Here is a 14,881-nt window from a genome sequence, read left to right as displayed (position 1 = left end):
AAGCAATGATGAGAGGCGATTAGGCGTGATTTGCCTGACCCTTTAAAGCCGCCAAAGTCGCTTCTAAAGAAGCAGGATCGTTAATACTTAAGACTTGTAACTCAGGTTCGATACGCTTAATCAAACCGCTTAAGACCTTGCCTGGACCACATTCGACCACATGCGTTACGCCCATCGCCTTCATCGCCTGAATGGTCTCAACCCAACGCACTGGGTGCCACGCTTGACGCACTAAGGCATCCACAATATCCTCAGGCATATCGGCCGTGGCTACATCGACATTATTAATCACGGGCATGGCTGGGCGCTGCAATTCAATTGCTGCTAAGGCATCCGCCAACACCTGCGCCGCTGGCTCTAATAAACGTGAATGGAAGGGTGCAGATACTGGCAACGGTAGCGCACGCTTTGCGCCCGCTTCCTTGGCCAGCACGCAAACACGATCAATAGCGTCCTTGTGACCAGCAACCACTACCTGTGCCGGAGCATTGAAATTGACCGCTTCGACAAAGCTATCAGCCGTGCTAGCCTGCTCACAGACCTGTCGCACGGCATCGTCATCCAAACCTAAAATGGCCGCCATGCCGCCCTCACCCACGGGTACTGCAGATTGCATGGCATCAGCGCGAATACGCACTAAGCGCACAGCATCACTAAGCGATAAACTACCCGCCGCCGTCAATGCCGTGTACTCACCTAAACTATGGCCTGCAACCACCTCAGGTGCTGCACCACCAGCGGATAAATAGGCCTGATACATGGCGTAGCTGGCGGCCAACATAATCGGCTGCGTATTGGTGGTTAAATTTAAGGCCTCAGCCGGCCCCTCGGCCGCTAAGCGATGTAAATCCTGGGCTAAGGCTTGACTCGCTTCATCCATCACCGCTTTAACGGCATCATTTGAAGCCCAACTGTCGAGCATGCCGACACTCTGTGAACCTTGACCCGGAAATACAAATGCTAATTTAGTCATATAACACCACCCTAATTAATCACTGAAATCGAATACACTGAGGGATACTAGGCTCTCAACAGCACAGAACCCCATGTAAAGCCGCCACCTACGCCCTGCAATAAAACCAACTGGCCGGGCTGGATGCGACCGTCACGACAAGCCTCATCAAAGGCTAAGGGAACGCTAGCGGCCGATGTATTGGCGTGCTTATCCACCGTCACCACCACCCGCTCGGCCGGTAGGCTGAGCTTGCGCCCCAAGGCATTAATAATGCGAAGATTTGCCTGATGCGGCACAAACCACTCAATCTCCTCGTGACTGATGCCGGCCTTATCGCACACATCCAGTGCTGAACGCTCCAACAAACTCACGGCCTTTTTAAAGACCGCCTGACCGTCCATACGCATAAAAGGATCACCCACCACCGCACCACGTGAAATACGGCCCGGTACATGCAAGATAGACTCAAAGGCCCCATCCGCATTTAACTGCGTCGCTAAAATACCCGGCTCCTCAGACGCCTCTAAAATAATCGCGCCTGCCCCATCGCCAAAGAGTACGCAGGTACCACGATCCTGCCAGTCTAACAGGCGGGTAAATGTCTCCGCACCAATGACTAAAGCTCGCTTGGCATTGCCACTGCGAATCATACTATCCGCCATCGTCACCGCATAGACAAAACCGCTGCATACCGCCTGCACATCAAATGCCATGGCGTGATTAGTGATGCCGAGCTTAGCCTGTACGATACATGCAGTGCTCGGAAAAATCATATCCGGGGTGGTGGTGGCGAGAATGATTAAATCAATGTCATTTGCGTCTAGCGCTGCTGATGCGAGGGCATTTTTGGCTGCTTCAACCGCCAAGTCACTGGTCTGCACTGAGGCATCGGCGATATGCCGCTGACGAATACCGGTACGAGACTGAATCCACTCATCCGAAGTCTCCACACCCTGCGCTGCTAATTGCTTAGCAAGCTCGTCATTGCTAATGGCTGACTTCGGTAAGGCACTACCGTGACCAATAATTTTGGCGTATTGATGCACTATGGACTCCTCTATATGGCGGAACAACTCAGAAAAAACTAAGGCTGCGACGGGCTAGACTCGACATCTGCTACCACAGCTGAAGCATGCGCTTGCTCATTCTGTGATTTTATAGCATTACTTCGCTCTACGCTATGGATAATTTTACTTAAGAGATTACTCGCCACCGCCCCTCGGGCACGTTCCACGGCACAGGCAAAAGCCAGTTCATCAGCAGAACCGTGGCTTTTAAAAACTACACCCCGCAAACCGAGCAGAGCGGCGCCATTATAACGACGATTATCTAGACGTTGACGCAATCTTTTAAAGACCGGCATTGACAATAGCGCTGCAAAGCGACTAAAGGGATTGCGCTTAAACTCTAATTTAATCTGGCCTAAGATCATCTTGGCCGTGCCCTCAATCGCTTTAAGCACCGAGTTACCGACAAAGCCATCGCACACAATCACATCGGTCGTGCCTTTGAAGATATCATCACCCTCGACATTACCGTAGAAATTCAAATGACTGCTTTTCAGCAACTGAGCGGCTTGCTTAACCTGATCGTTACCCTTAATATCCTCTTGACCAATATTGAGGATACCCACCGTGGGCGCGTCAATATGATCAATGGCTTGCACCAAGGCAGAGCCCATGATGCCAAACTCAAGTAAATGCTCAGCACTACAATCGACATTGGCGCCCAAATCAAGCACCGTGGTGCCGCCGCCCTTGACATTCGGCAAGGCCGTGGCAATGGCCGGACGATCAATCCCGGGAAGCATTTTAAGAATAAAGCGCGACAGCGCCATCAAGGCACCTGTATTGCCTGAAGAGACACACGCATCGGCACGACCATCCTTAACACAAGAGATGGCGACACGCATGGAAGAATCCTTTTTGCGGCGCAAAGCCACCTCAACTGGATCGTCCATAGTGACAACCTCAGTTGCAGAAACTATCTCAAATTGAGACCGATTAGCAGGCTTTGCCCGCTCCAATGCAGCCTCAATCTGATCGACCAAACCTACTAATAAAAAATGCGTATCTGGATAGCGATTGGCTACCTGCACTGTACCAGGAATGGTAACCGCAAGGCCCTCATCGCCACCCATACAATCAATAGCAATTTTGATCACGACAATATGAATTAATTAATTTTAAAAGTCGCCCTCGCACCACGAGAACATAGGCACAGCACACATAAGCGCCGTACATGCCTCATAAGCACGGGTGAACAATTAATTACTCGTCGCTTTTAGATTTGATCACCTGACGACCACGGTAAAAACCGTTAGGGCTGATATGGTGACGTAAATGTAACTCACCCGTTGTTGCTTCAATCGCTACGCCCGGCTTAGTTAAACCGTCGTGAGAACGACGCATACCACGTCTTGATGGTGATTTTTTGTTTTGTTGAACAGCCATGATGACTCCAAATACAAATAATTACTTGCTCTACACTCAGAACAATATAAAAAATTAAAACAAATAATAAAGCTTAACGGTACGCTCTAGCGGACAACGATCCCAGATCCTAAACACTAGCTATTTTTTAAGTTCTTCAGAACCGCAAAAGGCGATTCCTCTGCTGGTGTTGCGTACTCGTCTAGTAAAGCCTGCCCCTCTTCACAACTCTCATGACTTGGCATAAAGGGTAAAGCTAAAATTAACTCATCCTCAACTAGCTCAAGTATATCAAGATAGGGATTGGCCACGACCTTTTCATAATCGTCTAGTACAACTTCACCCGACTCACTAACCGCCTCGAGCTGCTGCTCCGAAGGAACGACTTCAACCGTCGCTTCAACCGTTAAAGCAAAGCGAAAAGGCTTCATGCAACGCTGACAGATCACAACCGGTTCGGCTTCAATCAAAAAATGCAACAGATAGCGACCCTGAGGATATACCTCAGTCGATAACTGCTCGCCCTCCACCTGCCAGTAGACTTGGTTACGCGCTAAGGACTCATCCAAGCTTTCTGTTGCTAGCTTTTGGGTTGGTAAATCTGAGCAAAAACGTCTAAAATGACTAATCTCAGCTTCACCAATCAGCGGCTTTGCGATAGGGCGCTGCTGAGCAATAAAAGTATATACATCAATTTTGCGCATGGCCTTTACTCGCAACCACGTAAAAACATAGAATAATAACCTCTTTTACCCATATAGGTCAATTAAAATAATGACTTCCGCTCCGAATTGTCTTATTCTTGCTTCAACTTCGCCATATCGACGCATGATGCTTGAACGTCTAGGCGTCCCGTTTAGGGTTGAAGCGTCACATATTGATGAAACACCACGCGACGGCGAGAATCCTGCTGAACTTAGTCTTAGACTGGCTGCCGCCAAAGCCAAAGCCGTCGCCGATAAGTACCCCGGCAGTCTGGTGATTGGCTCCGATCAAGTAGCTACCCTAGGGCGTGAGCCTATCGGCAAGGCTGGTAGCTATGAGGCCGCCTTTGCCCAATTGCAGCAGCTCTCCGGTCAGGTGGTGCAGTTTCACAGTGCCCTCGCCGTGACGGATGGGGAGGCGCTATTAGTTGAGGATGTGTTGACCGCCTGTCATTTTCGCGAGTTGAGCGAGGCAGAGATCCATCATTACCTGCGCTATGACGAGCCCTTTGATACCGCTGGTAGCGCCAAGGCAGAATCCTTGGGTATCAGCCTCATGCAGTCCATGCGTAGCGATGACCCCACCGCCATCATCGGGCTACCATTAATTGCGCTATCGCACATGCTACGTCACTTTGGTTTTAACCCTACTTTATTGGCACAAAGATAGTACTCATGACGCAAAAAACCTTACACTTGATTCCCGTCGGTCTTAGCGAAAGCTCGCCCGCCCAATGGCTGCCTACTGAGGTGCAGGCTTTAGCGGCTAAGCTAGATAGCTATATTGCAGAAAATGCCAAAACTGCACGCGCCTTTTTAAAGCTAATTGAAACACAGCATGTATTACAAGACATCACCATTCATAGCCTCAGCAACAAAACACCCAGCCAAGAAATTCGCGCGTGGCTTAAGGCCATTCCCGAGGGTGGGGAAATTGGTCTAGTCTCAGAAGCAGGCTGCCCAGCCGTTGCCGATCCAGGTGCTAATGTAGTCGCTGAGGCGCATACCTTGGGTATTAAGGTTGTACCTTGGGTAGGCCCCAGCTCGATCCTTTTGGGCTTAATGGCAAGCGGTCTGAATGGTCAACAATTTGCTTTTAACGGCTATGCGCCGGTCAAAAGTGATGAGCGCGCCAAGCAATTAAAGCAATGGGAGCAGCAATCCCGCCGCCTCAATCAGACGCAATTATTTATTGAAACACCCTATCGCAATGAGGCCATGTTTGCTAGCTTGCTGCAACACCTCAATGCTAATACCCGTCTTTGCGTGGCCAGAGATATTACAGGGAAAAACGAATGGATTAAAACCGCCAGTGTTGCCGAGTGGAAAAAGCAACCCGCCCCCTCCCTTGATAAGCAAGCCACCCTATTTTTGTTTTTAGCTTAAGCTGCTTAAGCGCCTGCGGAGGGAAATCTTACACCACCGCCGGCGCTAAGTGGCTACTGGTTTGTTGCGCTACTTATCATCGTCCCGCTCACGCGTGTTAATACTATCGAGCTTTTTAGCCACGCGACGGCGTGTCGTAAAGCCATGATAAACACGCCAAATTAATAGCACGGAGACTAAGCTAAAGAGTAGACGATCACCATTGGTTAAGCTAAAGCTCGTGGCCATATAGTAAATCCACAAGAGCGCCACCACATAAATGGCCGAATGAATACGGCGCCACCAAATCCCCAAATCATGCATGGCTTGATGATTAGCAGTCAACACCATCGGCACCATTAACAGCGAGGCAACTAACGCCGCCCACAGCGCTGGATTGAGGCTAAAAGCCACCCAAATCGCAGTGCCATTAAACTCATGCAAGTAAAAAAAGCCTAGCCAATGCAAAAATGCATAGGCAAAGGCAGCTAAACCAAGAGGTCGCCTAATCATGGCTAAATTAGGCTGCGCCAAAACGCGCGATAAAGGTGTAATTAGCAGGGTAGCCGCCAACATCAACAAACAGGCAGCGGCTAAATAATGCACCAACACCTCAGCACTGGCAATATGCCCTTCGTCCCTGAAGGCATAGCTCATCCAAAGTGCGACCAGACCCGGCACCGCACAGGCGATATAAATATGGATGAGGAAATTGCGGATCAAACTTTCCGGCCATTGCTTGTTAGTAGGCATAATAAATTACTCTGAGCGCTTTTTAGTGTGACGCGATAGCAGATGCTCCAACTCACCGACATGATTCACAATATAGCTAGGCTCAGCCTGACTGATTTCACGTAGGGTATGAGCACCATAGGTCACGGCAATACTATCACAGCCGGCATTGCGCGCCATCAAAATATCATGTGAGGTATCCCCTATCATAACGCATTCATCGGGTTGCACCATCAATTCATCAAAAATCTCTTGCAACATCACGGGGCTAGGCTTACTTTGCGTTTGATCGGCCGTTTTAGTGACATCGAATAAATTCGCAATACCGTGATTGGCTAAGGCACGATCAAGACCAAAGCGACTTTTACCAGTAGCAACTGCTGTCATCAGACCCTGCTCACGCAAGCGCTGAATCATCGGTAACACCCCATCAAATAACTTTAAATCGGGATCGGCGCTGAAATAGTACTTTCTATAGGCATCGATAAAGGCCTGCAAGCGTGTCTCATCTAAGCCCGGCACCACTTCCAACAAGGCCTTGGGCAGCGACAAACCGATGACCCAACTGGCTTTTTGCGTGGTCGGCTCCTCTAAACCCAGTTCACGACTGGCCTTTTTAATGGCATCCACAATCACATAGGTTGAATCAACGACGGTGCCATCCCAATCAAAAATTACGGTTGAATACTTCATGCTTAATACATTCTCAATTAATTAAAATTCATGCGCCGCAATACGCTTTAACAGCTGCTCACAGGCTGGCGGCAACTCAGCCTCGACCGTCATCCACTCGGCGCTAATGGGGTGCGGAAAACGCAGCTTAGAGGCGTGCAAAAACATACGCTTAAAGCCTTGTTGCACTAGCTTTTTACGCAATTCATCATCCCCATACTTCTCATCACCCACGATGGTGTGACCGATGGACTTTAAGTGCACCCGAATCTGATGGGTTCGACCTGTCAGAATTTCTGCATCAATCAAAGTATAGTCCGGGTAACGTTGCAACACAGTGACAATGGTATGCGCATAACGCCCTTGGGGATCGACCCGCACCCGACGCTCACCCTCGGCCGTCAAATACCTCAGCAAAGGCTTTTTAATATGCTGCACCTTTTGCTGCAACTCTCCCACCACCAAGGCACGATAATGCCGTTGGGTACGAGCTTGCTTAAAAATATCATGCAGCGCCACCAAGGCTGAGCGCTTTTTAGCAATAATTAAGAGTCCCGAGGTTTCTCTATCCAAGCGATGCGCCAACTCGAGAAAGCGCTGCTGCGGCCGCGCCGCACGCAATTGCTCAATCACCCCGAAGGAGACGCCACTGCCGCCGTGCACCGCCACACCCGCAGGCTTATTAATCACCAAAATCGCATCATCCTCGAACACCACCGGAAATTCCGCCTGTGGCGCCGTGGGCTTAGCATCTGGGGCCGCCATGCGCATGGGCGGAATACGCACCGTATCACCCTGCTGCAAACGGTAATCCACACTGACACGGCCCCGATTGACCCGCACCTGCCCCGAACGCACCGCCCGATAAAGATGACTTTTAGGCACCCCCTTGCACTCACGGATTAAAAAGTTATCCAAACGCTGCCCCGCACTGGCAGCATCGATTTCTAACATTTGTACAGATAATCTGGGCGCATCTGATGAACTTTGTTTGCACATATTGTAAAGACTAACTATAATTCCTAATACCCGCAGTAAAAGAAAGTGGCGCAATCGTCGAAGGGCCTATTGCCTATCCGCTTGCGATATTCTCAAGACTGTAAAGCCTACACTCTACCTTAACACGCTATTGTAACTCATGGATTTTTACTGAGTTTTGATTTATACAGCGTTGTCAGGGTTTTTGAGCTTTGCTCAGGTAGCTGCTCACACCTATGGCAGCCAGTGCCTGCGCATCTTGCCCACTGAGTCAGTGCATTTAGGCTGAGGCCCGTTTTCTTTTGAGTTGTTATCGGTGTTCATTTGTCGTTGACAGTGACTGTTATTGATGCGGCAGTATTTAACCTCCTGCCCACAGTGCACTTGTCATGCAGATGAGATGGTTGATTGTTAAGTGAAAGTACAGGATTTTTTACTTATAGACTAGGCCACCAGTCTAGCTCTATAGGGTATAAGTAAACTGATTGATAAATACATCAGTTTCATGTTTTTTGTTTTTTTAACTATTTTTTTGTTTGTTCAGTTGATTGTGAATAGCCCATGTCACTTGCTGGGAGCCTATCGAATACCTCCCACAAGTACGGTTAAACGCCCCCCTACTCGGTACCCATACAGCCTGTGTGTGCACCGAGCGTTGGGGTGTGCTGATTTACGCTTAGTGATGTCTACTCAATAAAAACAACACACAAAAAACTAGCTGTCGTCATTTCGCAGCGTCACCAAGCCCGTAACAACTCTTTCCGGGGAGTTCAGCATGTATTGCTGTGGCATTTTTTCGGAGAGTTTGATACATGAAACGCATGTTATTTAATGCAACGCACCAAGAAGAATTACGCGTTGCAATTGTTGATGGGCAAAAGCTTATCGACATCGATATTGAAAGCGCCGGTCGCGAACAACGTAAGGGCAATATCTACAAGGGTGTGATTACCCGTATTGAGCCGAGTTTAGAGGCTTGTTTTATTAACTATGGTCACGAGCGCCATGGTTTTTTGCCATTCAAAGAGGTTGCGCGCAGCTACTTTAAAGAGGGCGTGGATCTACGCACTGCTCGCATTCAAGATGCCCTACACGAGGGGCAGGAGCTAATTGTACAGGTCGAAAAGGAGGAGCGCGGTAACAAAGGCGCTGCCCTCACTACCTTTATCTCCTTAGCCGGTCGCTACCTAGTATTGATGCCTAATAACCCTCGCGGCGGCGGTATTTCACGTCGCATTGAGGGAGAGGATCGCCAAGAGCTCAAAGAGGCGATGGATAAATTAGCACTACCACAGGGCATGAGCATCATCGCCCGCACGGCCGGTATCGGACGCTCTACCGAGGAATTGGACTGGGATTTACAGTATCTGTTAAAGCTCTGGAATGCCATTGATAACGCAGCCAAACAGCACCCTGCCCCAGTACTGATTTATCAGGAATCCAGTCTCGTAATTCGCGCGATTCGCGACTATTTCTCACCGAGCATTGCTGAAATTCTTATCGACACGGATGAGATTACCTCACAGGCCATGGCCTTTATGCAGGATGTGATGCCGGAAAATGTCAATCGAGTTAAGCGCTATCGTGATGCGGTGCCGCTATTCTCACGCTTCCAGATTGAGCATCAGATTGAAACCGCCTATGCGCGCAATGTCTCACTACCTTCTGGCGGTTCCATTGTGGTGGACCACACCGAGGCTTTAGTCGCCATTGATGTTAACTCCGCACGCTCAACCCGTGGCGTAGATATTGAAGAAACCGCTTTACGGACCAACCTTGAAGCGGCCGAGGAGGTAGCGCGTCAATTACGTCTACGTGACTTGGGCGGTTTAATTGTTATCGACTTTATTGATATGGACGATAATAAAAACCAGCGCCAGGTTGAACAAAAACTGCGCGAAGCCTTACATTTTGACCGTGCTCGCGTCCAAATGGGCAAAATTTCCCGCTTTGGTCTGATGGAGCTATCACGTCAGCGCTTACGTCCATCGCTCAACGAGGGTTCACATATTACCTGCCCACGCTGTAATGGTACTGGTGTGATTCGTGATGTGGAGTCCAGCGCCTTAAATATCCTGCGCCTGATCCAAGAAGAGGCGATGAAGGAAAATACCGCCGCCCTCCATGCACAGGTGCCGGTGGATGTAGCGACCTTCCTATTAAATGAAAAACGCGCTGATATTGTGAAAATTGAGAATCGTCTCAATGTTCGTATTGTACTGATTCCTAACAAAGCCCTAGAAACCCCGCACCACCATATTGAGCGCTTACGTTACGACGATAATCGCTTAGATGATCATAAAAGCAGTGTGGAATTAATGCCGGTCCCTGAATCAGTGGTACAGTGGCGCGAGCAAACTGCCCGTCTTGAGGAGCAGGAAAAACGCCCAAGCGCTATTGTGAAAGGCATTGCCCATGATGAGCCTATCCCACCTAAAGTAGAAAAAACGGTTGCGGCCGCCACCGCCAAAGCGGCTGAGGTAGCCGAGCGGGTCGTGCCTAAGAGTTTCTTGCAGCGCATTATGTCTTTCTTTATGCGCCCTCAAGATACTGAAGAACAAGCAACGGAAACAACAAAAAAGGCAACACCAGCTAAAAAAGCCGCTGCTGCTAAGAAAAACCCTGCACGCCAAGGTGGCGACTCGGCGCAACGTCAACCGCGTCAACGCAATCAACGCCGTACCGCTAAACGTGGTGCCGCGCAAGAGACTGAAGCTGGCACACCACAAAAGCCACGCCGTCAAGCACGCCCTAAAAAGGCAGCTCAGGCAGAGGCAGCGCCAAAACAAGCCAATCAGCAAGCTCAAGAACAGAGTCAGTCAAATGATAAACGTCGTCAGGAGCAAGACGCAAATCGCAACAATCGTCGCTCGCGTCGCCAACCGCGTCAAGACAATGACAATCAAGCGCAATTAAATCAGAATCAGCAGCAACAAGTTGCTGAAGAGACGCAAGCTCAAGCAAGCAAAAACGAGCAACGCGAGCAGCGTAAAGCGGCTGAACAGCGAACACAACAAGCGCCTGAGCCAGCTATCCAAGCGGAAGCGAATGCGCAGCATGAATTACAGCAGCCAGCCGAGCAACGCCGTGATGAGGAGGAGCCACGCTTTCTCCGTGCACCAGCTCGTGACGAGCAAAAGCGCACGCGTCAAAAGCAGCCAACGACAGAAGCTGTAGTTGATGAACAGGCTAAGGCAGCCGTGACGACGCCAGAGCAAGCGCCTCAAGTAAATGAAGCGCCATCCCACACAGCCGAAGCAGATGCGGCAACGCAAGACGACGCCACGCAAGCTGATACACGTCGCCGTCAAAACCGCAGTAATCAGCGTAATCGTCGCTCTCAAAAAGAGCATAACGCGGCAGCAGCAGCCTTACCCTTCGTGCCGAATGAGGTGATGTTAAATGCACCGAGTCAGGACTATGAAGAGGTATCTGAACAAATTGCCAAGGGTGAAATTGATGTTGAGGAGCTCACTAAACGAGCTGCCGACACTGAGCAGACCCCTGCAACTGAAGCAGAAACACCGCTCAGTGTGACGAGCGAGCCAGTGATGGATTCCGCAGCGCCTGCGATGCCAGAAAGCGCCACGCCCACCGAGTCACTAGCAGTGGAAGATGAGGTTAAGCCTTCGCAGCCAGTCGATAACCAGCCCTCAACGCCTGCCGCGGAAGCAGAACAAGCCGCAAGCGCAGCAACGGTCGCAGCGATGCATACAGAAGCTGAGGTTGCAGTTGCGCCCGAAGCCGCAGCTCCTGCTGGGGACGACACGCCCATCACCGCAAGCGCTCCAGCCGACAACGGCACCGAGGAGGCTGAGGCTGCGCCCGTCGCCAACAACGCAGAGCATGCAAGCGAGAGCTTAGCGCAAGTGATTGCTGCTGCCGGTTTACACATGATTGAAACCAACGCCGATGCGGTGACGCCTATCCCCGAAGCTGCACCCGTCAAATTGGGACGACCACGCAAAGCGGCCAAAGTAATTGCCACAAGCGAGTTAGTTCAAATTGAAACTAACACAGCAGCGAGTACCACTGAGCCGACACCGGGTGATGCCAACGAGTAATCCTCACAACAACACCTAAAATTAAAGAACCGATAGCTAGTTTTAGTATCGGTTCTTTTTTTATTAGAAAATTCTCAATTTAACTGTGTTATATTCTTTAGGCGTCGATAATTTATCGTTATCCTTATGAAAAATCATCGACTTTCAGTTGTTAATATTCGGACATGTGCCATCAAATTAAGGGTTAAGAAATGAGTCAGAAGTTTGAGTCTCTATCACGAATTAAGAATAAGGGCTATCACAGTTTAGTTATGTCAGCGGAGGAGGCTGTCAAAAAGATTCCTTCAGGGGTTAATGTAGGAATGAGTGGTTTTACTGGTTCCGGCTATCCCAAGGAGATTCCAGTTGCCCTAGCGGCACGCATTCGTGAAGAGCACGCTCAAAACAGGCCCTTTAAAATCGGCGTTTGGACAGGCGCCTCCACCGCACCCGAATTAGATGGTGCCTTGGCTGAGGTAGACGGCATTGAGATGCGACTGCCCTATCAATCCGACCCGACATGTCGCAAAAAAATTAATAGCGGCAAAATGCAGTACATGGATATTCATCTTTCTCATGTGGCGCAGCATGCGTGGTTCGGCTTTTACGGCAAGTTAAATATTGCTGTGATTGAAGTCGCAGGTATTCGTGAAGACGGCAGTTTAATTCCTGCCGGTTCTGTGGGTAATAACAAGACATGGATCGACCAAGCAGATCAGGTCATTATCGAGGTCAACTACGCACTAAGTGAAAAACTTGACGGCATGCATGATATTTACTACGGCACTGCCCTCCCACCGCATCGTAAGCCGATACCCATTGTAGAGGTCGCTGATCGCATCGGCCAGCCTTACTACCATTGCCCCGCAGAAAAAATCATTGCCATTGTCGAAACCCACGGCACCGATCGGGTTAACGTCTTTACTGAGCCGGATGCGGCTTCGAAGAAGATTGCCGAGCATATCCTGAACTTCTTAAGAGATGAGGTAAATAAGGGGGTGTTACCGCCGAATTTACTACCGATTCAGTCTGGCGTGGGTAATATTGCAAATGCCGTGATGGCCGGTTTAAATGAGGGTGATTTTGATAATCTGACCTCCTATACCGAAGTCATTCAAGACGGCATGCTGAATATGATCAAATCAGGCAAGCTGGTTAAAGTCTCAGCCACCTCGCTATCCCTTAGCCCAGCGGGCCTAGAAGAGCTTAATAAAAATATCGATTTCTACCGTGAGCGCATTGTTTTACGCACCCAGGAAATCAGTAATCACCCAGAGGTGGTGCGTCGTCTCGGCGTGATTGCGATTAACGGTATGGTAGAAGCGGATATTTACGGCAACGTCAACTCCACCCACGTGATGGGTAGTGACATCATCAACGGCATTGGTGGCTCCGGCGACTTTGCACGAAATGGCTTCCTCTGCTTCTTTGTACGTCCGTCCATTGCCAAAGGCGGTGATATTTCCGGTATTGTGCCCATGGTGTCTCACGTTGACCATACGGAGCATGACTCACAAATCCTCGTCACCGAACAGGGTTTAGCCGATTTACGTGGTTTATCACCGCGCCAACGCGCCGAACGCATTATTGAGCATTGCGCCCATCCTGACTATCGTGCTGAGCTACGCTCCTACTTCGAGCGTGCTTGTGCGGAAAATAGTGGTCATACCCCACATATTTTAAGTGAGGCCTTAAGCTGGCACGATCGCTTTAATAAAACCGGCAGCATGAAAATCACCGCCGCTGGTACTGAGCAGGTGGCTGCTTCTAAAGACAGTGAGACTAACTAAGATACTGCGCTTAACAGCACATGCAAAACCGCTTAGCACCACAGTGTTAGGTGTTTTTTTACAAAATATATAAACATTTATCATGAAATAAGTTATGATTCCATGATTGGCCTCTAACGCCTTCCCTAACAACTAATAGCCATCTCTTTTTCAGGGATGGGCTGTTTTACTAATTTAGAGAGTTATTATGCTAAAGAAATCTGTATTATTAGTAGCTGCTGCTTTTACACTGGCTGCTTGTTCTGATGATGCCAAGGACTCATCAACCACGGCTGAGCCACAACAGTCTGCTGCCGAAGCACCTGCAAGCACTGCTAGCGATAAGTTAGAGACTCGCTTTGTGACCATTGCTACTGGTGGTGCTTCTGGCCCTTATAACATCATCGCGACAGCCTTGGCTGAGCAATACAATAAAGCCTACGGCGTTAACTCTAAGACACAAACTACCGGCGCTTCAGTAGAAAATATCAACCTCATCAATCAAGACAAAGTACAAATGGCCTTTGTGATGAGTGATGTGTTAACTGATGCAATTAACGGTGAAAATAGCTTCCCTGCTAAGATCGATAAGGTTCAGCAAATCGCCGCCCTCTATCCTAACTACGTTCAAGTGGTCACGTCAAAGCGTTCTGGCATTAAAACGCTAGAGGATTTACGCGGTAAGCGTGTGGCGGTAGGTGACCAAAACTCTGGGGTTGAGGTTAACGCACGCAATCTTATTAACGGTTTTGGCATGACCTATGACGACCTACGTGTGGACTACTTGGGCTATGCCGAAGCAGCCGATGCGCTTAAAGCGGGTCGTATTGATGCCGCCTTCCTGACCAGCGGCCTACCTAATGCCTCCTTGATGGAGTTGCAGCAAAGCTTCGATCTGCAAATGGTTGAAATTCCTGCCGATCGTATTGCCGACATCGCCAAGGATAAGCCTTACTTCGTATCCTTAAATATCCCAGCCGGTACCTACGGTAATGATGCCGACATCCCGACCGCAGCGATTCAAAACGCCTTGGTTATCCATAAGGATATCAGTGAGGACGACGGTTATAAGTTAACCAAAACCTTCTTTGAAAACTTAGAGCACCTTAAGTCTGCTCACCAAGCAGCCGGCGCTATCACGCTTGAAGGGGCGCAGTCTGGCTTAGTTGCTCCTTTACACCCCGGTGCGAAGAAGTACTATGACGAAGTTGCTAAATAAGTTTTAAAGCCT

Annotated in this window: 13 protein-coding genes; 5 read left to right on the top strand and 8 right to left on the bottom strand. The window is 49.4% G+C overall.

The genetic code is table 11. The features are described from left to right. Positions 1-19 precede the first annotated feature (19 nt). The 5 genes from fabD to HMPREF3179_RS08820 form a co-directional block, all read right to left on the bottom strand. A complete protein-coding gene (gene fabD, locus HMPREF3179_RS08840) occupies positions 20-973 on the bottom strand; it encodes an ACP S-malonyltransferase (RefSeq protein ID WP_036558972.1) in 954 nt (317 codons plus the stop codon). Positions 974-1,020: 47 nt separating this feature from the next. Continuing rightward, the gene (locus tag HMPREF3179_RS08835; RefSeq protein ID WP_036558971.1) at positions 1,021-2,001 is read right to left on the bottom strand and encodes a beta-ketoacyl-ACP synthase III; all 981 of its coding nucleotides are present in this window, start codon (positions 1,999-2,001) and stop codon (positions 1,021-1,023) included. Positions 2,002-2,039: 38 nt separating this feature from the next. Continuing rightward, a complete protein-coding gene (gene plsX, locus HMPREF3179_RS08830) occupies positions 2,040-3,119 on the bottom strand; it encodes a phosphate acyltransferase PlsX (protein WP_083290742.1) in 1,080 nt (359 codons plus the stop codon). 106 nt (positions 3,120-3,225) lie between these two features. Beyond that, positions 3,226-3,408 carry a 50S ribosomal protein L32 gene (rpmF, locus tag HMPREF3179_RS08825; RefSeq protein WP_018026425.1) on the bottom strand — a complete coding sequence of 61 codons (183 nt, stop codon included), beginning with the start codon at positions 3,406-3,408 and terminating at the stop codon, positions 3,226-3,228. A gap of 116 nt (positions 3,409-3,524) precedes the next feature. Further along, a complete protein-coding gene (locus tag HMPREF3179_RS08820) occupies positions 3,525-4,091 on the bottom strand; it encodes a YceD family protein (RefSeq protein ID WP_070470775.1) in 567 nt (188 codons plus the stop codon). A gap of 70 nt (positions 4,092-4,161) precedes the next feature. Here HMPREF3179_RS08820 and HMPREF3179_RS08815 point away from each other — a divergent pair, with 70 nt between their 5' ends. Next, positions 4,162-4,761 (top strand): Maf family nucleotide pyrophosphatase, encoded by a 600-nt coding sequence (locus HMPREF3179_RS08815; protein WP_070470773.1) that lies wholly within the window; start codon positions 4,162-4,164, stop codon positions 4,759-4,761. A gap of 5 nt (positions 4,762-4,766) precedes the next feature. Then, entirely contained in the window at positions 4,767-5,477 is a 711-nt protein-coding gene (locus tag HMPREF3179_RS08810; RefSeq protein ID WP_070470771.1) for an SAM-dependent methyltransferase, read from the top strand. A 69-nt stretch (positions 5,478-5,546) separates the two neighbouring features. Here the strand turns inward: HMPREF3179_RS08810 and HMPREF3179_RS08805 are convergent, their stop codons facing one another. The 3 genes from HMPREF3179_RS08805 to HMPREF3179_RS08795 are packed head-to-tail and all read right to left on the bottom strand — an operon-like array spanning position 5,547 to position 7,814. Continuing rightward, complete coding sequence (locus tag HMPREF3179_RS08805; protein WP_070470769.1) at positions 5,547-6,209, bottom strand: ferric reductase-like transmembrane domain-containing protein; 663 nt, start codon at positions 6,207-6,209, stop codon at positions 5,547-5,549. Positions 6,210-6,215: 6 nt separating this feature from the next. Next, the gene (locus tag HMPREF3179_RS08800) at positions 6,216-6,881 is read right to left on the bottom strand and encodes an HAD family hydrolase (protein ID WP_018026430.1); all 666 of its coding nucleotides are present in this window, start codon (positions 6,879-6,881) and stop codon (positions 6,216-6,218) included. Positions 6,882-6,902: 21 nt separating this feature from the next. Beyond that, positions 6,903-7,814, bottom strand: coding sequence for an RluA family pseudouridine synthase (locus HMPREF3179_RS08795; RefSeq protein WP_036559050.1), 912 nt, complete (start codon positions 7,812-7,814; stop codon positions 6,903-6,905). Between the two features lie 836 nt (positions 7,815-8,650). On the opposite strand from HMPREF3179_RS08795, the gene HMPREF3179_RS08790 reads away from it, so the two are divergent. The 3 genes from HMPREF3179_RS08790 (at position 8,651) to HMPREF3179_RS08780 (ending at position 14,869) form a co-directional block, all read left to right on the top strand. Continuing rightward, complete coding sequence (locus HMPREF3179_RS08790; RefSeq protein WP_070470767.1) at positions 8,651-11,902, top strand: Rne/Rng family ribonuclease; 3,252 nt, start codon at positions 8,651-8,653, stop codon at positions 11,900-11,902. Positions 11,903-12,093: 191 nt separating this feature from the next. Next, positions 12,094-13,671 carry an acetyl-CoA hydrolase/transferase family protein gene (locus HMPREF3179_RS08785; RefSeq protein ID WP_070470765.1) on the top strand — a complete coding sequence of 526 codons (1,578 nt, stop codon included), beginning with the start codon at positions 12,094-12,096 and terminating at the stop codon, positions 13,669-13,671. Between the two features lie 187 nt (positions 13,672-13,858). Then, positions 13,859-14,869 (top strand): TAXI family TRAP transporter solute-binding subunit, encoded by a 1,011-nt coding sequence (locus HMPREF3179_RS08780; protein WP_070470763.1) that lies wholly within the window; start codon positions 13,859-13,861, stop codon positions 14,867-14,869. Positions 14,870-14,881 lie beyond the last annotated feature (12 nt).

The sequence above is a fragment of the Oligella sp. HMSC09E12 genome (genome assembly GCF_001808505.1).
GTDB lineage: Bacteria > Pseudomonadota > Gammaproteobacteria > Burkholderiales > Burkholderiaceae_B > Oligella > Oligella urethralis.
The sequence above is the reverse complement of the archived record's forward strand: the minus strand, read 5'-3'. Positions and strand labels throughout refer to the sequence as shown.